Consider the following 21,870-nt stretch of genomic DNA (forward strand, 5'->3'; position numbering starts at 1 on the left):
GTTATGACTACGCCGCACGTTTTATTTGATTATGTCGGACATCTACCAGAATGCCCCACATGGAGCGAGGATGAAAGCGCGCTGTATTGGACCGATATCCTGGAACAGGAGATCCATCGTTACCATCCGGCGAGCGGGACGCATAGCGTGCTGGCGTTTCCGGAAGAAGTGGGCTGTTTTGCCTTGCGTGAGCAGGGCGGATTTATTGTGGCCATGCGTCATGCTATCTGGCTGGCCGATAAAAATGGATTATTGCAGCGTAAGGTTTGCGACAATCCCTCTAATACGAAACTGGCGCGTTTCAACGATGGCGGCACTGATGGCGATGGACGTTTTTATGCCGGAACGTTCTGGGCGCCAGGTGACTATAATGGCGCGTTGCTGATGCGGATCGATCATGACCTGACGGCAAAAGTGATCCAGTGCGATATCCAGGGACACAACGGCCTGGCGTTCAGCCCGGATAACCAGTGGATGTATACCTCCGATACGCCGAATGGCGTGATATACCGCACGTTACTTGATAAGCATGGCGAACCGGGTAAGCGTGAACTTTTTCGCCATTTTGGCGAAGGAGAAGGACTTCCCGACGGCGCGGCGATGGATAGTGAAGGGTGCTACTGGAGCGCGATGTTTGACGGCTGGCGCGTGGCGCGTTTCTCACCGCAAGGAGAGCAGCTGGAAGAGTACCGGTTGCCGGTACGTTGTCCGACGATGGTTTGCTTTGGCGGCGCAGATATGAAAACGCTGTTTATTACAACTACCAGAGAAAATATGTCTGCTCAGGAAGTGGCGGATTATCCGCTCTCCGGCGCCATCTTCACCCTGCAGGTAGCCGTCGCAGGGATGAAGAAAAGCCGTTTTATTGAACGTCAGGCAGGTTCTACCGGCACGACGTTTTCGCTGGGATAGCAGCCAAGCACTTTCATTGAGCGCGTGATCTCGCCCAGCTCTTTTAGCGCGCTTTGCATTACCTGCGACTCCAGGTTCGCCTGAATATCGAGATAAAACATCTCTTCCCACGGATTGCCGTGAATGGGGCGCGACTCCAGTTTCGTCATGATGAGATTGTGGTTACGCAGCACCAGCAGCGCTTCGACCAGCGCGCCAGCCTGCTGCCCGGTGGCGATTAACAGAGTGGTTTTTGCCGGAACCTGATCGGAAACGTTGATGGCTTTGCGCGCCAGTACCAGAAAGCGGGTGATATTCTGCGTCTGGTTTGCGGCGATGCGTTCCAGCACCTGTAAACCGTGCAACATGCCGCCTGCCTCGCTGCCGAGCGCCGCGACGCGCGGAGAGTTCGCCTGCGCGACTTTTTCCATCGCGGCCGACGTACTCTCGGTATAGTCGATTTTCCAGTGCGGATAGCGGCTCAAAAATTTACTGCACTGCTGGAACGGCTGCGGATGGCTGTACACCGTTTCGATGGTATTCAGATCCGTAGCGCCGGAAACCAGCACGCAGTGATCGATAGTGACGGTCATCTCACCGACAATTGACAGACTGGTGTGTTGCAATAAGTCGTACACATCGTTGATAGCGCCGGAGCTGGTGTTCTCTATCGGAACCACGGCGTAATCGGCCTGGCCGGTTTCGACCTGATGAAAAATATCGGTGAATTTTGCGCAACCGCTCTCAATAAATTGCTCAAAATGACGTGCGGCATACTGGCGCGCCGCGAGATGAGAATAGGAGCCTTTCGGCCCAAGAAACGCAATACGTGCCGAATGAGGGTGAGTATTATTCAGATGTTGTTGCAGCAGCGCCTGCTGAGTAAGCACGGAGTCTTCAATGATAAGCTGGAACAGACGGGTAATGTAGTGTGCGTCGAGATGGTGGGCTTTACCGAGATGGATGAGCCTGTCCAGCAGCGCGCGTTCACGATCGATATCCCGAACCGGACGATGCGACAGTAGTTTTGCTTGTCCCACTTCAATCGCCAGCGCGCGTCGTTTTGCCAGTAAGGCCAGTAACTCTTCGTCTAAGGCGCTGATTTTATCTCGCAGCGCCAGTAATGGGTTTTCCGATGTCATAGTGTTGCCTTTTTTGTTATCAATAAAAAAGGCCTCCCGGTGGGGGAGGCCTTCTTGTTCGTCTTCGCATTCTTTATCACATGACGAAACGCCTCCCGGTCAGGGGAAGATAAAAAAGAATGCGAAGAAAAACCGGGTTAGCTTCATAACTGTTTCCTTTGTGTACGTAAGTACAGTACTCGTACTGTTTTAATCCTGTCAACAAAAAACGCGCCCGAAGGCGCGTTGGCGATACACTCAATGTAAGGGACTACTCTTCTTCTGCTTCGACGAAGCTGGCATCTTTCACCGATGCGGTGGCACGACGGGCTTCGCCTTTGTGCTGCACTTTATTGAGCTGCCGTTCCAGCTTGTTGATCAATTCATTAATAGCGGTATACATATCTTCGTGTTTTGCGCTGGCGACCAGATGTCCGTTCGGTGTATTAATGGTGGCGTCAGCAATAAAGCCCTGTGGCTCTTTAGACAGAATGATATGAGGATTAATCAGGTGAGTTTGCCATTTTTCCAGTTTGGCGAGACGGTCTGCGACATGTTGGCGGATTGCCGGAGTAATTTCCATTTGTTTACTGGTAATGTTCATTGTCATAAATTTTACCTCTTGTCTTTCCCGTCTTGGTGATTCCAGCATACCGTTCTTAATGTCAAAATGTGTGATGTAAATCACATTATTTTGTCACTTTTTGTCAAGGCGAACTTTTTGTGAGGCATCGCAGGAAGAAGCGATCTTTTACTTGAGGAATGCCTGAAAGCAGGCCATATTTGACTGGATGCGTTGCAGTGAAATCATTTCTGTTGCATCAGATACCGAATAAAAAAACGGCAGCCGGAAGGCTGCCGTTTTGCTTGTTGGTATTGCTTCAGGTGTTTTTGCTGTTAGCGGCAATAATTTTCGCGACTTTGTCAGCCTGCGCATTCAGCTGCATCTGACGATAGGCGTTTTCCATCAGCGGCAATGCATCGCGCGTGGCCTGCGTATCAGGATAATTGCGTAGCATACCTTCTACCCGGTTTACGACCGCAACCCATGCGCCGCGCGCGGTATAGTACTCTGCGACGGAATATTCATATTTCGCCAGACGGTCTTTCAGGAATACCAGACGCTTAGTGGCATCGGTGGTGTACTGGCTATGAGGATAGCTGCGTACCAGTTTCGAAAAGTCATTGAACGCCGCCCGAGCATGTTGCGGATCGCGATCGCTGCGATCGACGCCAAAGAAACCTTGCAGCGCGCTATCATCCAGCGCCATGTTCGTCAGGCCGCGCATGTACATGACATAGTCAATATTAGGGTGCGTTGGATTAAGACGCATAAAACGATCGATGGCGGCCTGCGCTAGCGGCAAATCGGCGTTTTTGTAATAGGCGTAGATAAGATCCAACTGCACCTGCTGAGAATACGGTCCGAATGGATAACGATTATCTAACGCTTCCAATTGCGTTATTGCCTGTTTCCAGTTACCGTCCTGCAGCTTTTGCTGAGCAGTCGCGTAGATTTCATTCGGCGGATTATCGGGCACCTCTTCCTTTGAACCCGAGCAACCCGCCAGAAACAGGCTCAACGTGGCTGCTGCCACCAGATATTTCATGCGCGTCATGACGTTTTGACTTTCCTCAAAATGTTTTACGGGAGATTCTCTGTTCCTGCTCCCGGTTAAGACCAGCTACAATAGCACACTATATTAAACGGCAAAGCCGTAAAACCCAACGTTAAACGAAGAAGCTGTATATGGCACAACGAGTACAACTCACCGCAACGGTCTCCGAAAACCAACTCGGTCAACGCTTAGATCAGGCTTTGGCCGAAATGTTCCCGGATTATTCACGTTCGCGTATAAAAGAATGGATTTTGAATCAGCGCGTGTTGGTCAATGGTCAACTTTGCGATAAGCCAAAAGAAAAAGTGTTAGGCGGCGAGCGGGTGGCTATTGATGCGGAGATCGACGAAGAGATTCGTTTTAAAGCGCAGGATATCCCGTTAGATATTGTTTATGAAGATGACGATATTCTGGTTATCAACAAACCACGCGATCTGGTGGTACATCCTGGCGCGGGTAACCCGGACGGTACGGTACTGAACGCGTTGCTACATTATTATCCGCCGATTGCGGATGTTCCGCGCGCGGGCATTGTGCATCGTCTGGATAAGGACACGACGGGGCTGATGGTGGTGGCCAAAACCGTTCCGGCGCAAACGCGCCTGGTGGAGTCTTTGCAGCTGCGCGAGATCACCCGCGAATATGAAGCGGTCGCGATCGGACATATGACGGCGGGAGGAACGGTGAATGAACCCATCAGTCGTCACCCGACCAAACGTACCCATATGTCGGTGCATCCCATGGGCAAACCGGCGGTGACCCACTACCGCATTATGGAACATTTCCGTGTGCACACGCGTCTTAGGCTGCGTCTGGAGACCGGGCGTACGCACCAGATCCGCGTGCATATGGCGCATATTACGCACCCGTTAGTGGGCGATCAGGTCTACGGTGGTCGTCCACGTCCACCGAAAGGCGCATCGGAAGAGTTTATTTCCACGTTGCGTAAGTTTGACCGCCAGGCGCTTCATGCAACGATGCTGCGTCTCTACCATCCTGTATCGGGTATCGAAATGGAGTGGCACGCGCCGATTCCACAAGATATGGTGGACCTTATCGATGCGATGCGCGCCGATTTCGAAGATCATAAAGATGATGTGGACTGGTTATGAATGCACTGATTGTCCCGCAGTGGCCGCTGCCGAAAGGCGTCGCAGCCTGTAGTTCTACCCGTATTGGCGGGGTGAGTTTACCGCCTTACGACTCGCTGAATCTGGGTGCGCATTGCGGCGATAACCCGGAGCATGTTGAAGAGAACCGCAAGCGTCTGTTTGCGGCGGGCAATCTGCCTTCGAAACCTGTCTGGCTTGAACAGGTTCACGGTAAAAATGTGTTGAGGCTTACCGGGGAACCTTATGCCTCCAAACGTGCGGATGCGTCTTACAGCAATACGCCAGGAACCGTCTGCGCGGTAATGACGGCAGACTGCCTGCCTGTGCTATTCTGTAACCGTGAGGGAACAGAAGTGGCGGCGGCTCATGCGGGCTGGCGCGGATTATGTGAAGGCGTACTGGAGGAAACTGTCACCTGCTTTGCTGACAAACCAGAAAATATCATCGCCTGGTTAGGTCCGGCGATCGGCCCGACCGCGTTTGAAGTGGGGCCGGAAGTGCGTGACGCATTTTTAGCAAAAGATGCGCAAGCCGATAGCGCATTTTTGCCGCACGGGGAAAAATTTCTGGCGGATATTTATCAGCTTGCACGCCAACGTCTGGCGAATACCGGCGTTGAACATGTCTATGGCGGGGATCGCTGCACCTTTAGCGAAAGTGAGACTTTCTTCTCTTATCGTCGCGACAAGACGACAGGTCGTATGGCAAGTTTTATTTGGCTGATATAACCTAAAGAATCAAGACGATCCGGTACGGGTAACTTTCTTTTCACATAATTCAGGTCATTCACCTTGAATAATTGAGGGATGACCTCATTTAATCTCCAGTAGCAATTTTGACCTGTTATGGGAGGAGTTATGCGTCTGGATCGTCTTACTAACAAATTCCAGCTTGCTCTTGCCGATGCCCAGTCGCTTGCGCTGGGGCACGACAACCAATTCATCGAACCTCTTCATTTAATGAGCGCCTTGCTGAACCAGGAAGGGGGATCGATACGTCCTTTATTAACCTCCGCCGGCATTAATGCTGGCCAGTTGCGCACCGCTATCGATCAGGCGCTGAGCCGTTTACCGCAGGTGGAAGGCACCGGCGGCGACGTACAGCCTTCTTCGGAACTGGTACGCGTACTGAACCTTTGCGACAAGCTGGCGCAAAAACGGGGGGACAATTTTATTTCGTCAGAGCTGTTTGTTCTGGCGGCGCTTGAGTCTCGCGGCACGTTAACCGATCTGCTGAAATCAGCCGGTGCGACCACGGCCAATATCACTCAGGCAATTGAACAGATGCGCGGAGGTGAAAGCGTGAACGATCAAGGGGCTGAAGACCAACGTCAGGCCTTGAAAAAATATACCGTCGATCTGACCGAGCGCGCCGAACAGGGCAAGCTCGATCCGGTTATCGGTCGTGATGAAGAAATTCGCCGCACCATTCAGGTGCTGCAACGTCGTACTAAAAACAACCCAGTGTTAATCGGTGAGCCAGGGGTCGGTAAAACGGCAATTGTTGAAGGGCTGGCGCAGCGCATTATTAATGGTGAAGTCCCTGAAGGCTTAAAAGGTCGCCGCGTACTGGCGCTGGATATGGGCGCGCTGGTGGCCGGGGCGAAATATCGCGGCGAATTTGAAGAGCGTCTGAAAGGCGTGCTGAACGACCTCGCAAAACAGGAAGGCAACGTCATCCTGTTTATCGATGAGCTGCACACCATGGTTGGCGCAGGTAAGGCCGATGGCGCAATGGACGCCGGGAATATGCTGAAACCGGCGCTGGCGCGTGGTGAACTGCACTGTGTGGGCGCCACCACGCTGGATGAATACCGTCAGTACATTGAAAAAGACGCGGCGCTGGAACGTCGTTTTCAAAAAGTGTTTGTCGCAGAACCCTCAGTGGAAGACACCATCGCTATTCTGCGTGGCCTGAAAGAACGTTACGAGCTGCACCACCATGTGCAGATCACTGACCCGGCGATTGTGGCGGCGGCAACATTATCTCACCGCTATATCGCCGACCGTCAGTTGCCGGATAAAGCTATCGACCTCATCGATGAAGCGGCATCCAGCATTCGTATGCAGATTGACTCTAAGCCGGAGGAGCTGGACAGGCTCGACCGCCGCATTATTCAGCTCAAACTGGAACAGCAGGCGTTGATGAAAGAGTCTGACGAGGCGAGTAAAAAACGTCTCGATATGCTCAACGAAGAACTGGACGATAAAGAGCGCCAGTACTCTGAGTTAGAAGAAGAGTGGAAAGCGGAAAAAGCGTCGCTCTCTGGTACGCAAACTATTAAAGCGGAGCTGGAGCAGGCGAAGATCGCCATTGAGCAGGCGCGTCGTGTGGGCGATCTGGCGCGAATGTCTGAACTGCAGTACGGCAAAATTCCGGAGCTGGAAAAACAGTTGGAAGCCGCGACCCAGTCGGAAGGTAAAACCATGCGTCTGTTACGTAACAAAGTAACGGATGCGGAAATTGCCGAAGTGCTGGCGCGCTGGACCGGTATTCCGGTTGCCAGAATGCTGGAAGGCGAACGTGAAAAACTGTTGCGTATGGAACAAGAGTTACACAGCCGTGTGATCGGGCAGAATGAAGCCGTTGAAGCAGTATCGAACGCCATACGTCGTAGCCGCGCGGGGCTGTCCGATCCGAATCGTCCGATTGGTTCCTTCTTGTTCCTTGGGCCGACGGGGGTCGGTAAAACCGAACTGTGTAAAGCGCTGGCTAACTTTATGTTTGACAGCGACGACGCGATGGTGCGTATCGACATGTCTGAGTTTATGGAGAAACACTCCGTGTCTCGTTTGGTCGGGGCGCCTCCGGGATATGTCGGCTATGAAGAAGGCGGTTATTTGACGGAAGCGGTGCGCCGTCGCCCTTATTCCGTCATCTTGTTGGATGAAGTGGAAAAAGCGCATCCGGATGTATTCAACATTCTGTTGCAGGTGCTGGACGACGGTCGACTGACTGACGGGCAGGGGAGAACGGTCGACTTCCGTAATACGGTGGTCATTATGACTTCTAACCTCGGTTCCGATCTCATTCAGGAGCGCTTTGGCGAACTGGATTACGGTCGAATGAAAGAGATGGTGCTGGGTGTGGTTAGCCAAAACTTCCGTCCGGAATTTATCAACCGTATTGATGAAGTTGTGGTATTCCATCCGTTAGGTGAACAACACATCGCTTCTATTGCTCAGATCCAGCTGCAGCGTCTGTACAAACGTCTGGAAGAACGTGGTTATGAAATCCATATCTCCGACGAGGCGCTGAAACTGTTGAGCGCCAACGGTTACGATCCGGTCTACGGGGCGCGTCCGTTAAAACGTGCTATTCAACAGCAGATCGAAAACCCACTGGCGCAGCAAATCCTGTCTGGTGAACTGGTTCCTGGCAAAGTGATTCGCCTTGAAGCCAATGATGATCGTATTGTGGCAGTGCAGTAAGTCACAAATTTGAATAAAACGGGCCCTGACGGGCTCGTTTTTGTTTAAAAACCAGGCGAAAATAGGCTTTTGGTTCAAATGTTGTTTGAAAAGTGAACGGTTGAGCTTTTTTTTGCATTTAGGTCTTGTCAGGCTCTAATAACTCCCTATAATGCGCCACCACTGACACGGAACAACGGCATACAGGCCGCCGGGTCAGAAAGGCTTCGTTAAGAAGTCTGTGAGGAAAGCGAAAATAAACGCTTGACTCAAAAAGAGGAAAGCGTAATATACGCCACCTCGCGACGGTGAGCTGAAAGCCGCGTCGCACCTGCTCTTTAACAATTTATCAGACAATCTGTGTGGGCACTCGAAGATACGGATTCTTAACGTCCTCGGACGAAAAATGAATACCAAGTCTCAAGAGTGAACACGTAATTCATTACGAAGTTTAATTCTTTGAGCATCAAACTTTTAAATTGAAGAGTTTGATCATGGCTCAGATTGAACGCTGGCGGCAGGCCTAACACATGCAAGTCGAACGGTAACAGGAAGCAGCTTGCTGCTTTGCTGACGAGTGGCGGACGGGTGAGTAATGTCTGGGAAACTGCCTGATGGAGGGGGATAACTACTGGAAACGGTGGCTAATACCGCATAACGTCGCAAGACCAAAGAGGGGGACCTTCGGGCCTCTTGCCATCAGATGTGCCCAGATGGGATTAGCTTGTTGGTGAGGTAACGGCTCACCAAGGCGACGATCCCTAGCTGGTCTGAGAGGATGACCAGCCACACTGGAACTGAGACACGGTCCAGACTCCTACGGGAGGCAGCAGTGGGGAATATTGCACAATGGGCGCAAGCCTGATGCAGCCATGCCGCGTGTATGAAGAAGGCCTTCGGGTTGTAAAGTACTTTCAGCGGGGAGGAAGGTGTTGTGGTTAATAACCGCAGCAATTGACGTTACCCGCAGAAGAAGCACCGGCTAACTCCGTGCCAGCAGCCGCGGTAATACGGAGGGTGCAAGCGTTAATCGGAATTACTGGGCGTAAAGCGCACGCAGGCGGTCTGTCAAGTCGGATGTGAAATCCCCGGGCTCAACCTGGGAACTGCATTCGAAACTGGCAGGCTTGAGTCTTGTAGAGGGGGGTAGAATTCCAGGTGTAGCGGTGAAATGCGTAGAGATCTGGAGGAATACCGGTGGCGAAGGCGGCCCCCTGGACAAAGACTGACGCTCAGGTGCGAAAGCGTGGGGAGCAAACAGGATTAGATACCCTGGTAGTCCACGCCGTAAACGATGTCTACTTGGAGGTTGTGCCCTTGAGGCGTGGCTTCCGGAGCTAACGCGTTAAGTAGACCGCCTGGGGAGTACGGCCGCAAGGTTAAAACTCAAATGAATTGACGGGGGCCCGCACAAGCGGTGGAGCATGTGGTTTAATTCGATGCAACGCGAAGAACCTTACCTGGTCTTGACATCCACAGAACTTTCCAGAGATGGATTGGTGCCTTCGGGAACTGTGAGACAGGTGCTGCATGGCTGTCGTCAGCTCGTGTTGTGAAATGTTGGGTTAAGTCCCGCAACGAGCGCAACCCTTATCCTTTGTTGCCAGCGATTAGGTCGGGAACTCAAAGGAGACTGCCAGTGATAAACTGGAGGAAGGTGGGGATGACGTCAAGTCATCATGGCCCTTACGACCAGGGCTACACACGTGCTACAATGGCGCATACAAAGAGAAGCGACCTCGCGAGAGCAAGCGGACCTCATAAAGTGCGTCGTAGTCCGGATTGGAGTCTGCAACTCGACTCCATGAAGTCGGAATCGCTAGTAATCGTGGATCAGAATGCCACGGTGAATACGTTCCCGGGCCTTGTACACACCGCCCGTCACACCATGGGAGTGGGTTGCAAAAGAAGTAGGTAGCTTAACCTTCGGGAGGGCGCTTACCACTTTGTGATTCATGACTGGGGTGAAGTCGTAACAAGGTAACCGTAGGGGAACCTGCGGTTGGATCACCTCCTTACCTTAAAGAAACGGTCTTTGCAGTGCTCACACAGATTGTCTGATGAAAAGTGAATAGCAAGGCGTCTTGCGAAGCAGACTGATACGTCCCCTTCGTCTAGAGGCCCAGGACACCGCCCTTTCACGGCGGTAACAGGGGTTCGAATCCCCTAGGGGACGCCACTTGCGCGGTAATGTGTGAAAGGCGTTGCCATCAGTATCTCAAAACTGACTTACGAGTCACGTTTGAGATATTTGCTCTTTAAAAATCTGGATCAAGCTGAAAATTGAAACACAGAACAACGAAAGTTGTTCGTGAGTCTCTCAAATTTTCGCAACACGATGATGAATCACAAGAAACATCTTCGGGTTGTGAGGTTAAGCGACTAAGCGTACACGGTGGATGCCCTGGCAGTCAGAGGCGATGAAGGACGTGCTAATCTGCGATAAGCGCCGGTAAGGTGATATGAACCGTTATAACCGGCGATTTCCGAATGGGGAAACCCAGTGTGACTCGTCACACTATCATTAACTGAATCCATAGGTTAATGAGGCGAACCGGGGGAACTGAAACATCTAAGTACCCCGAGGAAAAGAAATCAACCGAGATTCCCCCAGTAGCGGCGAGCGAACGGGGATGAGCCCAGAGCCTGAATCAGCATGTGTGTTAGTGGAAGCGTCTGGAAAGGCGCGCGATACAGGGTGACAGCCCCGTACACAAAAGCGCATATGCTGTGAGCTCGATGAGTAGGGCGGGACACGTGGTATCCTGTCTGAATATGGGGGGACCATCCTCCAAGGCTAAATACTCCTGACTGACCGATAGTGAACCAGTACCGTGAGGGAAAGGCGAAAAGAACCCCGGCGAGGGGAGTGAAAAAGAACCTGAAACCGTGTACGTACAAGCAGTGGGAGCCCCACCACTAAGCCAGTGGTGAACTCCACATACGCATCCTTTGCTGAGGATGCGGTTAACGGAGCGAAAGCGACGTTCAACCGCAAAAGAAGCAGAGGGGGCTTAGTGGTGGGGTGACTGCGTACCTTTTGTATAATGGGTCAGCGACTTATATTCTGTAGCAAGGTTAACCGAATAGGGGAGCCGGAGGGAAACCGAGTCTTAATTGGGCGTTAAGTTGCAGGGTATAGACCCGAAACCCGGTGATCTAGCCATGGGCAGGTTGAAGGTTGGGTAACACTAACTGGAGGACCGAACCGACTAATGTTGAAAAATTAGCGGATGACCTGTGGCTGGGGGTGAAAGGCCAATCAAACCGGGAGATAGCTGGTTCTCCCCGAAAGCTATTTAGGTAGCGCCTCGTGAATTCATCTCCGGGGGTAGAGCACTGTTTCGGCTAGGGGGCCATCCCGGCTTACCAACCCGATGCAAACTGCGAATACCGGAGAATGTTATCACGGGAGACACACGGCGGGTGCTAACGTCCGTCGTGAAGAGGGAAACAACCCAGACCGCCAGCTAAGGTCCCAAAGTCATGGTTAAGTGGGAAACGATGTGGGAAGGCCCAGACAGCCAGGATGTTGGCTTAGAAGCAGCCATCATTTAAAGAAAGCGTAATAGCTCACTGGTCGAGTCGGCCTGCGCGGAAGATGTAACGGGGCTAAACCATGCACCGAAGCTGCGGCAGCGACGCTGATGCGTTGTTGGGTAGGGGAGCGTTCTGTAAGCCTGCGAAGGTGGCCTGTGAGGGTTGCTGGAGGTATCAGAAGTGCGAATGCTGACATAAGTAACGATAAAGCGGGTGAAAAGCCCGCTCGCCGGAAGACCAAGGGTTCCTGTCCAACGTTAATCGGGGCAGGGTGAGTCGACCCCTAAGGCGAGGCCGAAAGGCGTAGTCGATGGGAAACGGGTTAATATTCCCGTACTTGGTGTTACTGCGAAGGGGGGACGGAGAAGGCTATGTTGGCCGGGCGACGGTTGTCCCGGTTTAAGCGTGTAGGTGTGTGTTCCAGGTAAATCCGGTTCACTTTAACACTGAGGCGTGATGACGAGGCACTACGGTGCTGAAGCAACAAATGCCCTGCTTCCAGGAAAAGCCTCTAAGCATCAGGTAACATCAAATCGTACCCCAAACCGACACAGGTGGTCAGGTAGAGAATACCAAGGCGCTTGAGAGAACTCGGGTGAAGGAACTAGGCAAAATGGTGCCGTAACTTCGGGAGAAGGCACGCTGACACGTAGGTGAAGTGATTTACTCATGGAGCTGAAGTCAGTCGAAGATACCAGCTGGCTGCAACTGTTTATTAAAAACACAGCACTGTGCAAACACGAAAGTGGACGTATACGGTGTGACGCCTGCCCGGTGCCGGAAGGTTAATTGATGGGGTCAGCGCAAGCGAAGCTCCTGATCGAAGCCCCGGTAAACGGCGGCCGTAACTATAACGGTCCTAAGGTAGCGAAATTCCTTGTCGGGTAAGTTCCGACCTGCACGAATGGCGTAATGATGGCCAGGCTGTCTCCACCCGAGACTCAGTGAAATTGAACTCGCTGTGAAGATGCAGTGTACCCGCGGCAAGACGGAAAGACCCCGTGAACCTTTACTATAGCTTGACACTGAACATTGAGCCTTGATGTGTAGGATAGGTGGGAGGCTTTGAAGTGTGGACGCCAGTCTGCATGGAGCCGGCCTTGAAATACCACCCTTTAATGTTTGATGTTCTAACGTGGACCCGTGATCCGGGTTGCGGACAGTGTCTGGTGGGTAGTTTGACTGGGGCGGTCTCCTCCTAAAGAGTAACGGAGGAGCACGAAGGTTGGCTAATCCTGGTCGGACATCAGGAGGTTAGTGCAATGGCATAAGCCAGCTTGACTGCGAGCGTGACGGCGCGAGCAGGTGCGAAAGCAGGTCATAGTGATCCGGTGGTTCTGAATGGAAGGGCCATCGCTCAACGGATAAAAGGTACTCCGGGGATAACAGGCTGATACCGCCCAAGAGTTCATATCGACGGCGGTGTTTGGCACCTCGATGTCGGCTCATCACATCCTGGGGCTGAAGTAGGTCCCAAGGGTATGGCTGTTCGCCATTTAAAGTGGTACGCGAGCTGGGTTTAGAACGTCGTGAGACAGTTCGGTCCCTATCTGCCGTGGGCGCTGGAGAACTGAGGGGGGCTGCTCCTAGTACGAGAGGACCGGAGTGGACGCATCACTGGTGTTCGGGTTGTCATGCCAATGGCACTGCCCGGTAGCTAAATGCGGAAGAGATAAGTGCTGAAAGCATCTAAGCACGAAACTTGCCCCGAGATGAGTTCTCCCTGAGACTTAGAGTCTCCTGAAGGAACGTTGAAGACGACGACGTTGATAGGCCGGGTGTGTAAGCGCAGCGATGCGTTGAGCTAACCGGTACTAATGAACCGTGAGGCTTAACCTTACAACGCCGAAGATGTTTTGGCGGTTGAGAAGACAACAATTTTCAGCTCAGATTCAGAGTTGAGTACGCAATAATTTGCGCAGCAGCAAGGCGGCAAGCGAAGGAAAGGAAGGAGCATACAGAAGTATGTGACTGACTTTACGAGCGCAGGCAACGCCGCTGATGCGATAAAGAATTGCGTACTGAGCATAAAAGAATTTGCCTGGCGGCACTAGCGCGGTGGTCCCACCTGACCCCATGCCGAACTCAGAAGTGAAACGCCGTAGCGCCGATGGTAGTGTGGGGTCTCCCCATGCGAGAGTAGGGAACTGCCAGGCATCAAATAAGTGAAGAAGCCCATCCTGACGGATGGGCTTTTTTGCGTGTGCGGTAACTGTAAAATCGTAGGCCTGATAAGCGCAGCGCCATCAGGCAACCGGCACCGCCGGATGGCCGCTCCGCCTTATCCGGCCTACAGCAATTATCCCGCCTACGAAGCTGGTGTTCTTGTAGAACCGATAAGAGCACAACCCACCCAATCGTTAACGATGAACTATCCTTTACACGTGCTTATATAAGCAGTGAGGATTTTCATTGGCTATCAAACCTTTTAACTACCAGCAAGACTTTTCCAGCATCGACTTCCGCCAGCAGCCTGAATTGTATCAGGTTGGACGAGGCGAGCAGGGGGTGCTACTGGTTGAACCCTACAAAAGCGAAATTCTTCCTTTCTGGCGCTATAAAGATGAAGCATCGGCGATGAAATCCGCAGAGCAGATCTACCAGTTGTTCGAAGCTTACCGGCAGCAGGATGATTTCGTTGGTATGGACATGGCGCGTAAATTTATTCAGATGGGGTACACCCGCGCCAGGCGATACGCTAACTATAAAGGCGGTAAAAAGTATGCAGAAGACGGCAGCCTGAATACACGGGGTAATGATCCTATTAAGGCCGCGGCGGCAACGGTTTTCAAAGGTTGGTGGGATAAAATTCGTCAGGACGAAGACTATCTGAAACGGAAACGCCAGCATCAGGCACGGTGGGGATAAAAATTAGCAAACAAATAATTAACACTTTATTTACTTTTTGGTCTCGCGTAATCTGAATCTCCAAAATAAAAGGCCGATTAAGCCTGGCAACAAGGAGAACAGTATGGCAGAAATTATTCAGCGTATAGATAAAAACAACGCTGAGGCTCCGGAGATGCGGCGACGCATATGGGCTATCGTGGGGGCATCTTCCGGAAACTTAGTGGAATGGTTTGATTTCTACGTCTACTCTTTCTGCTCGCTCTATTTTGCACATATCTTCTTTCCTTCTGGTAATACCACCACTCAGCTTTTGCAAACGGCAGGCGTCTTTGCCGCCGGTTTTTTAATGCGACCTATCGGTGGTTGGCTGTTTGGACGCATTGCCGATCGACGCGGGCGCAAAGCCTCAATGTTGATTTCGGTGTGCATGATGTGCATGGGGTCGCTGGTGATTGCCTGCTTACCTGGTTACGATACCATCGGCACCTGGGCACCGGCGCTGCTACTTGTTGCAAGGTTATTTCAGGGGCTCTCGGTAGGGGGAGAGTATGGGACCAGCGCGACATATATGAGTGAAGTTGCGCTTGAAGGTCGTAAGGGATTTTTCGCGTCGTTTCAGTACGTTACGCTTATCGGTGGCCAACTACTGGCCTTGCTGGTCGTTGTGATTTTGCAGCAGGTTCTGGAAGATGCTGAACTTCGTGCCTGGGGATGGCGTATTCCCTTTGCGTTGGGCGCCGTGCTGGCAGTTGTGGCGTTATGGCTACGTCGCCAGCTGGATGAAACCTCGAAGCATGAGACTCGCGCGTTAAAAGAAGCCGGTTCATTGAAAGGTTTGTGGCGTAATCGCAAAGCCTTTTTGATGGTGCTTGGTTTCACCGCGGCAGGCTCGCTGTGCTTTTATACCTTCACCACCTATATGCAGAAATATCTGGTAAATACAGCAGGTATGCATGCCAATGTCGCCAGCGGCATTATGACGGTCGCGCTGTGTGTTTTCATGTTGGTGCAGCCGTTATTCGGCGCGTTATCCGATAAGATTGGCAGGCGCACTTCTATGCTATGTTTTGGCGCGCTCGCGACGCTTTTCACCGTTCCAATTCTCTCCGCGTTGCAGAATGTGACGTCGCCTTATGCCGCATTTGCTTTAGTGATGTGCGCGCTATTGATTGTGAGTTTCTATACCTCGATTAGCGGGATCCTGAAAGCGGAGATGTTTCCGGCGCAGGTTCGCGCCCTGGGCGTCGGTTTATCCTATGCGGTAGCAAACGCGTTATTTGGCGGCTCTGCGGAATATGTCGCGCTGTCGCTAAAATCTGTCGGTATGGAGAGTTCATTCTTCTGGTATGTTACCGCGATGGCCGTTCTGGCTTTCCTGGTTTCGCTGATGTTGCACCGTAAAGGAAAGGGCTTGCGCCTTTAGTATCGCGCCATTTGCCAGATAGCGTAACCGGTTGTCGCGCCAGCGACATCCCAGACAAAATCTTTCCAGCTCCAGCCGCTGCCTTCCGGGCGGCTGTCCCAGAGTTCTTTTGAGGCTCCGAGACTCAAAGAAAACATCAGCCCTATCGCTGCGCTGCGGTCAGGGCTTACTCCCTGGTGACGCGCATACTCATTACCGGCTGCCGATAGCATCGCTGATGCCATAAAATGCTGGGCTTTATCCTGACCGCTCCAGTGGTCGTTAGCCAGATGGCTGCACCCGGAGAGAAACAACACCGTAAAAGGAATCAACACGCGCACCAGTTCACTCCTAAGAGAAAACCCCGTACAGGACGGGGCTTCGATTACAGGATACGGCTAATTAATCTGTCGATGCGGATCCGGCGCAGGCGGCGAATCAGTTTACGCACTTTTATCGGATAGTCGGCAATGCTCTGCAGGTCACGATAATGTTTTACGATGGTTGTGTGCGTTCGGATAAGTTCCAGCTCTTTTTCCCGCTGAGGGGCAAGCTCCTGCTTAGGATCGTGGATCAGAATGGCGTTTTCCAGATCCAGACGCCAGGCGCGAGGATTCAGATTGTTGCCGGTGAGTAGCATCCATTTATCATCTACCCACATCCCTTTCAGATGATAGGTATTGTCGTCATCTTTCCACAGACGCACCACAAGCTGATCGGTATTGACGTAATACTGTAAACGGCTCAGGAAGCGGCGCAGGTTAATCTCATAGAGATAGGGCAGCGCGCCAATGATCTTGAACGGTTCATCTTCCGGAATGTAAAAATCATTCGCGGTTTTATCGCCAACAATGATTTCGACTTTCTTTCCGTCGCGCAGTAGCTGAATAATGTTCCGCACCAGTACCGCTGGTAGATTGAAGTAAGGGGTACAAATGGTGAGCTTATGCTCCGCACAGGGCATGAGATGGAAAATGGTTTTGTTCAGCAGACTGGATTTTCCAAGCCCGACCAGCGGCGTAACGGAGAGCTGCTCGTCATTAGCGTCACCCTGAAAATGATATGACGCATCACGCAGCTCCTGACGGTATAAGCGGATATCGTTTTTAATCTCCGGGCTTTTCGGACGCTGGGTATTATCCAGACGATTCACACCACGGCCATTCATCAGATTTTGCGTCACCCAGTCAAACATGATGTCTGCCATTTGCCGATTGCGAATCAGCTGGTAGCGATCGTAGCGATATTTGTCATGCTGATGGAGATAGACATCGTTCAGGCTGGCGCCGCTGTACAGGACGCTATCATCAATGATAAAGCCTTTAAAATGCAGTACGCCAAGCGCTTCTCGCGTATTAATCGGTACGCCGTAAACCGGGACATCAATGCCGGGGTTTTCCTGCGCCAGTCGGCAATACCAGTCTGCATTGGTATTCGAGGCTGCTGCGCCAATGCGCCCGCGTTGCGCGCGATGCCAGTCGACCAGCACCCTCACGTCCAGTTCAGGACGCTGCCGTTTAGCCGCATAGAGCGCGTCGAGTATACCTTTACCCCCATCGTCCTGTTCCAGATACAGGGCAACGATACAAATACGCTGCGTCGCGCTGGCGATTTTCTCCAGCAGTGTCTCCCGAAAAGTAGCAGGAGTATAAAAGAAATCTACATCATCAACTGACTGAGAAATCTTAGGGAGTTGGGCAAGGTGTTGTTGATGTTTATTACGCTTAAATTTTGACAACATCACAGTGCATTTCTTCTCTGTTCATTGAAGGGTCCTCTGTGCTATGCAGACGACATAAGCGAGCAATAATAACATCAGTACCCGTTAAAGTGGTCAACATTTCCAGTACATTACTCATGATTCATCACATTTGGCCAGATTCAGCGTCAATCCCACGATGCCCTCTTCGAGCTGGATATCGACCTGAAATCCCAGTTTTCTGGCCAACGCGACCATGCCGCGATTGTTCGGCATCGTAATACCGTTCAGCCGCTTCAATCCGTGATCGCGAGTATAGGCAATCAATTTCTCCATTAAACGGCGTCCTAAACCCAACCCTTTGAGATCTGAACGCACCAATACGGCAAATTCGGCATCTACGTTGTCAGGATCGGAGATCGCGCGCGTTACGCCGAGGATCTCTTCAGCGTTGTCCATCCGCCTCACGGCCACAAAGGCCATTTCTCGATCGTAGTCGATCTGCGTCATGTTGGCTAAATCTTCATGGGTGAATTCGTTGATCTCGCTGAAATAACGGTAGTAAAGATCCTCTTTGGTGACCTGGGCGATGAATTGTCGCAGTTGGGGCTCATCTTCCGGCAGGATCGGACGGAACAGGCAGCGATCGCCGTTTTTCATCTCCACCCACTCTTCAAGCTGGTGGGGATAGGGGCGTACCGCAAGTCGACTTTCGTTATCGCCATCAAACGGGGCAATATCCAGCGTCACATCCAGCGCGGTAAACTCACTGGCGGAAGCCAGCAGCGGATGGATATCCAGACGCTGAATTTCCGGGCAATCGACAATCAGGTTTGAAACCTGGACCAGCAACTGGCTTAAACCGACAATATCCAGCGGACGCAGCGCGCTACGGGCGCGAATTTTCCGCTGTTTAATGCCCTGAATCACCAGATAGCGCGCCAGATTCATGTTGAGCGGCGGCAGCGCGACGACCGCCTGCTCTTCCGGACGCCACTCTACACCGCCTTCACCCAACATAATCAAAGGACCAAACACCGGATCGTGCTCGACCACCACACGCAGCTCCTGCGCGCCGGCGCGGTTAGCCATACTTTGTACCAGCAAACCGTGAATCCGCGCCTGCGGCCAGGCCATCTTTACACGATCGAAAATGGCGTTTGCGGCCTGTTGTACCTCGCTTGCGGTCCGCAGGTAAAGCATGACCCCCTGAACTTCAGATTTATGCGGAATGTCAGGCGAGCGCAGCTTGAGAGCTACCGGATAGCCTATCTGTTCGGCGATATGCACCGCTTCAGCGCTGTCGCTGGCAATCCAGGTTGGGAGCGTATGCAGCCCATAGGCGTGTAAAATCGGCTGTACTTCATGGGTGTCCAGTGAGGTGGCGCCTTCCGCAATCGCCCGCTGTAACAGATTATGCGCCTCAGCGGTATTGGACGTCAGGTTACTCGGCAACGCTGGCGTTTCCCGCAGTTGCTTCTGGTTACGCCGGTATTCCACCATATGCATAAACGCGGTAATCGTGCCTTCCGGCGTGCGGTAGGTTGGTAATCCGGCTTCGCTGAATAGCCGTCTTGCTTCCTGAGACGAGAACTCGCCGCACCAGTTTGTCAGCAGCGTAACAAACTTGCCTCTGGGGTGGCGCTTAATCGTCTCGATCAGGGCATGGGCGCTTTCCGTACCCGGCGCGGCAGCGCTGGGAGAGTGGATAACCATAAGCGCGTCAAAATCCTGACTGGCGAGCAGGATATCCAGCGTTTTGACGTAATGTTCGCTGCTGGCGTCATCACACAGATCCAGCGGATTGGCAATATCAATGTGCGCGGGAAGCGCCTGCCGTAATTGCAGGCAGGTCTCTTCGCTCAACGTCGCCAGTTTGCCGTTACGCGACCACAACTCATCTAACGCCAGCGCGGCAGGCGCGGCGCCATTGCTGATAATCATCAGTCTGTCGCCGCGTAGCGGACGCATATGGCTCAGTGTTTCGACGGCGGAAAAAAGCTCGTGCGTATCCTGGACTCGCAGCAGGCCTGCGCGCTGGATGGCCGCATCCCACGCAGGATCCATTCCCGCGCTGGTATTAAGTAAACGCTGGGCTGCCGGGCTTCGGCCGCTTTTAATCACCAGAATCGGTTTGTTACGTGAAGCGCTACGGGCGGCGGAAACAAAACGGCGGGCGTCGCTTAACTGTTCCAGGTAGAGCAAAATCGCGCTGGTCTTGCTGTCGCGCGCCAGATAGTCCAGTAGTTCATCGACATCAATATCCAGGCTATCGCCCAGCGCGATAAAGTAGGAAAAGCCCATTTCACGCTGTTGCGCCCAGTCAAGAATAGTATTAGAAACGGCGGCAGACTGGGAAATAAAAGCGAGCTTGCCCTGTTTAATCGGGACGGGAGAAAAGCTGGCATTCAGCCCTTGCCACGGCGCGAGGAGCCCAAGACTGTTTGGACCCAGCAGACGCATTTTATAATGCCGGGCACAGGCAAGAAGTTCTTCATGTTGTGACGAGGGAGCAGAAAGGATAATGCACGTTTTACAACCTTTCGCGCCAAGCGCGTCCAGTAACGCCAGGTTTCGGCTGGCGTTAGTGCATAAAATAGCCAGATCGGGGGTGAAAGGAAGACTGGCGATATCCGGCCAGGCCATGACGCCTAAAACGGCTTTCCAGGCGGGCGTCACGGGAAGAACGGGGCCATTGAATCCGCCCGCCAACAAGTTACGCATCATCAGATAACCCGCGCGGTGGGGCTTCATTGATGCGCCAATCACCGCGATCGATTTTGGTCGCAGTAGCGCTTCCAGTCCTTGCTGGCTCATACCGGTTTCCCTTACACAGAAGTGACCGGATAATTTTAAACGCTTTCGCTATTTTATGCTGTGACGTTTCCCGGATGTTGCGTTTTTCCTGCCAGATAGCGCGTTTTAAAACGGGTGAAATGTTCACCTAAACTGGTTGCCGCCTCGGTATCTCCCGCCAGATCTAACAACGCTATGGCGACTTCGGCGGTACAATATTGCCCTTCGGCATGGATTTCACGCAGACGATAAGCTGAAAGACGCGATAAATCGACGGAAATGACCGGCAGATGATCCAGATAAGGGCTTTTACGAAACATTTTACGTGCTTCGGGCCAGGTGCCGTCCAGCATAATAAACAGCGGCGGTTTCCCGGCGGGCGGGGTGGAAATGACCTCGCGCGCGTCGCCGGCGTAGGACGCAGGAAAGACCACTATCGGCTGATAATCCGGATGCCGTACCAGCTCCAGCAACGCCTGCGGCGGCTCGGTACGCGACCACTGAAACGCCGCGGTATCCGGCAAAATATCGGCTATCAGTCGGCCGGTATTGCTGGGTTTCATCGGTTCAGTGTCAAACATGACCAGACAAAAACGGCTTTTCGCCTGAGAAGGCGTTAACGTATCACACAGGCAAGATTTTAGCGGCAGCAGGCAGCGTTGACAGCGGCGAACCCGATTGCCTCTGGCAAGAAAAGGGCGTGTAGCGCGCGCAAGCCGTTCGGCGCGTAACTGAAGGACAGCGTTATTGGTCATAGAAAGCGTTTGCGGAGAAAAACGCTATTGTGGCAGAGGTGAAAACGGGGCACAAGATGCGCCCCGTGGCGTTTACAGCGCTTCGTTCAGCCAGCTGTCGAAAGGCGCTTTAGGCACTGCGCCATTAAGCATATCGACCACCTGTCCATGTTTAAAAATCATAATCGTCGGGATGCTGCGAATACCGAAACGGGCGCTGAGTTCCCGTTCCGCCTCGGTATTCACTTTGACGAAACGGACTTTACCGCTGCGCTCTTCTGCGACATCCTCGAAGATTGGCGCAAAGTTACGGCAAGGGCCGCACCAGGGTGCCCAAAAGTCGATCACCACTGGAAGATCGTCCTTCAACAGTTTGTCCAGCGTTTCGCCGGTCGCATTAATGACTTCTCCGTCAAACAACTCATGACCGCAGCGTCCACATTTTGCCGCGTCCTGAAGCCGATCGTCGGGGATGCGGTTAATGGCCTGACAGTGGGTACAAACGGTGTTCATAGCTAACCTCTGAATACGTCGGAAGACGTCCCGCTACGCGCGGGATGTTTCTATAATGTTACATATTATCGAGGAGTCTGTGCTAAACAACAATGTGTTTTATTCAATGAGTACAATAGTCGCAAGCTTTTAAACGAAATCATGGCTAACCGGATGCACATCGGGTAATCTTCGCGCTTCGCG

The 21,870-nt window shown here is 52.5% G+C and carries 15 protein-coding genes, 1 tRNA gene, 3 rRNA genes and 1 other annotated feature; of the genes, 10 read left to right on the forward strand and 9 right to left on the reverse strand.

Translation table 11 applies throughout. The annotated features are described in order from the left end of the window. Positions 1 to 3 precede the first annotated feature (3 nt). Positions 4 to 912 (forward strand): SMP-30/gluconolactonase/LRE family protein, encoded by a 909-nt coding sequence (locus LDB27_RS05540; RefSeq protein WP_000210991.1) that lies wholly within the window; start codon positions 4 to 6, stop codon positions 910 to 912. On the opposite strand, the gene pheA is transcribed toward LDB27_RS05540, so the two are convergent. The 4 genes from pheA to bamD all read right to left on the reverse strand — a co-directional run bounded on the left by pheA (position 873) and on the right by bamD (position 3,631). After that, the gene (pheA, locus tag LDB27_RS05545; RefSeq protein WP_000200080.1) at positions 873 to 2,033 is read right to left on the reverse strand and encodes a bifunctional chorismate mutase/prephenate dehydratase; all 1,161 of its coding nucleotides are present in this window, start codon (positions 2,031 to 2,033) and stop codon (positions 873 to 875) included. The two genes, LDB27_RS05540 and pheA, sit on opposite strands and share 40 nt — an antisense overlap. Before the next feature lie 22 nt (positions 2,034 to 2,055). After that, positions 2,056 to 2,181: a sequence feature (Phe leader region), on the reverse strand. Then, positions 2,133 to 2,180: a pheA operon leader peptide PheL gene (pheL, locus tag LDB27_RS05550; protein WP_010989056.1), complete on the reverse strand. Its 48-nt coding sequence runs from the start codon at positions 2,178 to 2,180 to the stop codon at positions 2,133 to 2,135. It overlaps the preceding feature by 48 nt. 102 nt (positions 2,182 to 2,283) lie before the next feature. Then, positions 2,284 to 2,622, reverse strand: a complete 339-nt coding sequence (gene raiA, locus LDB27_RS05555; protein ID WP_000178449.1) for a ribosome-associated translation inhibitor RaiA — start codon at positions 2,620 to 2,622, stop codon at positions 2,284 to 2,286. Positions 2,623 to 2,893: 271 nt separating this feature from the next. After that, positions 2,894 to 3,631 (reverse strand): outer membrane protein assembly factor BamD, encoded by a 738-nt coding sequence (bamD, locus tag LDB27_RS05560; RefSeq protein ID WP_000197659.1) that lies wholly within the window; start codon positions 3,629 to 3,631, stop codon positions 2,894 to 2,896. A gap of 131 nt (positions 3,632 to 3,762) precedes the next feature. Here bamD and rluD point away from each other — a divergent pair, with 131 nt between their 5' ends. The 9 genes from rluD (at position 3,763) to LDB27_RS05605 (ending at position 15,966) form a co-directional block, all read left to right on the forward strand. Beyond that, complete coding sequence (gene rluD, locus LDB27_RS05565; RefSeq protein ID WP_225519927.1) at positions 3,763 to 4,743, forward strand: 23S rRNA pseudouridine(1911/1915/1917) synthase RluD; 981 nt, start codon at positions 3,763 to 3,765, stop codon at positions 4,741 to 4,743. Beyond that, the gene (yfiH, locus tag LDB27_RS05570; RefSeq protein ID WP_000992639.1) at positions 4,740 to 5,471 is read left to right on the forward strand and encodes a purine nucleoside phosphorylase YfiH; all 732 of its coding nucleotides are present in this window, start codon (positions 4,740 to 4,742) and stop codon (positions 5,469 to 5,471) included. The genes rluD and yfiH overlap by 4 nt, the downstream gene beginning before the upstream one ends. A 129-nt stretch (positions 5,472 to 5,600) precedes the next feature. Continuing rightward, entirely contained in the window at positions 5,601 to 8,174 is a 2,574-nt protein-coding gene (gene clpB / locus LDB27_RS05575) for an ATP-dependent chaperone ClpB (protein WP_001235092.1), read from the forward strand. A gap of 455 nt (positions 8,175 to 8,629) precedes the next feature. Continuing rightward, positions 8,630 to 10,171 (forward strand): 16S ribosomal RNA (locus LDB27_RS05580). 85 nt (positions 10,172 to 10,256) lie between these two features. Then, positions 10,257 to 10,332: transfer RNA gene (locus tag LDB27_RS05585), tRNA-Glu, on the forward strand. Positions 10,333 to 10,525: 193 nt separating this feature from the next. Further along, positions 10,526 to 13,532, forward strand: a 23S ribosomal RNA gene (locus tag LDB27_RS05590). Between the two features lie 201 nt (positions 13,533 to 13,733). Then, positions 13,734 to 13,849 (forward strand): 5S ribosomal RNA (gene rrf, locus LDB27_RS05595). The 16S, 23S and 5S rRNA genes sit together here with 1 tRNA gene alongside, the layout of an rRNA operon. A gap of 256 nt (positions 13,850 to 14,105) precedes the next feature. Beyond that, positions 14,106 to 14,561 carry a DUF4385 domain-containing protein gene (locus LDB27_RS05600; protein WP_000985653.1) on the forward strand — a complete coding sequence of 152 codons (456 nt, stop codon included), beginning with the start codon at positions 14,106 to 14,108 and terminating at the stop codon, positions 14,559 to 14,561. A 103-nt stretch (positions 14,562 to 14,664) separates the two neighbouring features. Next, positions 14,665 to 15,966 carry an MFS transporter gene (locus tag LDB27_RS05605; RefSeq protein WP_000807820.1) on the forward strand — a complete coding sequence of 434 codons (1,302 nt, stop codon included), beginning with the start codon at positions 14,665 to 14,667 and terminating at the stop codon, positions 15,964 to 15,966. Here the strand turns inward: LDB27_RS05605 and LDB27_RS05610 are convergent. The 5 genes from LDB27_RS05610 to trxC all read right to left on the reverse strand — a co-directional run bounded on the left by LDB27_RS05610 (position 15,963) and on the right by trxC (position 21,687). Next, positions 15,963 to 16,286, reverse strand: coding sequence for a YfiM family lipoprotein (locus tag LDB27_RS05610; RefSeq protein ID WP_001264473.1), 324 nt, complete (start codon positions 16,284 to 16,286; stop codon positions 15,963 to 15,965). The two genes, LDB27_RS05605 and LDB27_RS05610, sit on opposite strands and share 4 nt — an antisense overlap. A 44-nt stretch (positions 16,287 to 16,330) precedes the next feature. Further along, positions 16,331 to 17,686, reverse strand: a complete 1,356-nt coding sequence (gene pssA / locus LDB27_RS05615) for a CDP-diacylglycerol--serine O-phosphatidyltransferase (protein WP_000949286.1) — start codon at positions 17,684 to 17,686, stop codon at positions 16,331 to 16,333. Positions 17,687 to 17,800: 114 nt separating this feature from the next. Beyond that, on the reverse strand, positions 17,801 to 20,461 hold the full coding sequence (pat, locus tag LDB27_RS05625; RefSeq protein WP_000082636.1) for a protein lysine acetyltransferase: 2,661 nt from the start codon (positions 20,459 to 20,461) through the stop codon (positions 17,801 to 17,803). 53 nt (positions 20,462 to 20,514) lie between these two features. After that, positions 20,515 to 21,195 (reverse strand): tRNA-uridine aminocarboxypropyltransferase, encoded by a 681-nt coding sequence (gene tapT, locus LDB27_RS05630; protein ID WP_000183645.1) that lies wholly within the window; start codon positions 21,193 to 21,195, stop codon positions 20,515 to 20,517. Positions 21,196 to 21,267: 72 nt separating this feature from the next. Next, positions 21,268 to 21,687: a thioredoxin TrxC gene (trxC, locus tag LDB27_RS05635; protein WP_001098732.1), complete on the reverse strand. Its 420-nt coding sequence runs from the start codon at positions 21,685 to 21,687 to the stop codon at positions 21,268 to 21,270. Positions 21,688 to 21,870 lie beyond the last annotated feature (183 nt).

Source organism: Salmonella sp. JXY0409-18, from assembly GCF_020268625.1.
Taxonomy (GTDB): Bacteria; Pseudomonadota; Gammaproteobacteria; order Enterobacterales; family Enterobacteriaceae; genus Salmonella; species Salmonella enterica.

Excerpts from the sequence above, each read along its gene's own strand:
- bamD (WP_000197659.1), bottom strand. The coding sequence starts at position 3,631 with ATGACGCGCATGAAATATCTGGTGGCAGCAGCCACGTTGAGCCTGTTT.
- pheA (WP_000200080.1), bottom strand. The coding sequence starts at position 2,033 with ATGACATCGGAAAACCCATTACTGGCGCTGCGAGATAAAATCAGCGCC.
- clpB (WP_001235092.1), top strand. The coding sequence starts at position 5,601 with ATGCGTCTGGATCGTCTTACTAACAAATTCCAGCTTGCTCTTGCCGAT.
- tapT (WP_000183645.1), bottom strand. The coding sequence starts at position 21,195 with ATGACCAATAACGCTGTCCTTCAGTTACGCGCCGAACGGCTTGCGCGC.
- pssA (WP_000949286.1), bottom strand. The coding sequence starts at position 17,686 with ATGTTGTCAAAATTTAAGCGTAATAAACATCAACAACACCTTGCCCAA.
- LDB27_RS05540 (WP_000210991.1), top strand. The coding sequence starts at position 4 with ATGACTACGCCGCACGTTTTATTTGATTATGTCGGACATCTACCAGAA.
- yfiH (WP_000992639.1), top strand. The coding sequence starts at position 4,740 with ATGAATGCACTGATTGTCCCGCAGTGGCCGCTGCCGAAAGGCGTCGCA.
- LDB27_RS05605 (WP_000807820.1), top strand. The coding sequence starts at position 14,665 with ATGGCAGAAATTATTCAGCGTATAGATAAAAACAACGCTGAGGCTCCG.
- pat (WP_000082636.1), bottom strand. The coding sequence starts at position 20,461 with ATGAGCCAGCAAGGACTGGAAGCGCTACTGCGACCAAAATCGATCGCG.
- raiA (WP_000178449.1), bottom strand. The coding sequence starts at position 2,622 with ATGACAATGAACATTACCAGTAAACAAATGGAAATTACTCCGGCAATC.
- rluD (WP_225519927.1), top strand. The coding sequence starts at position 3,763 with ATGGCACAACGAGTACAACTCACCGCAACGGTCTCCGAAAACCAACTC.
- trxC (WP_001098732.1), bottom strand. The coding sequence starts at position 21,687 with ATGAACACCGTTTGTACCCACTGTCAGGCCATTAACCGCATCCCCGAC.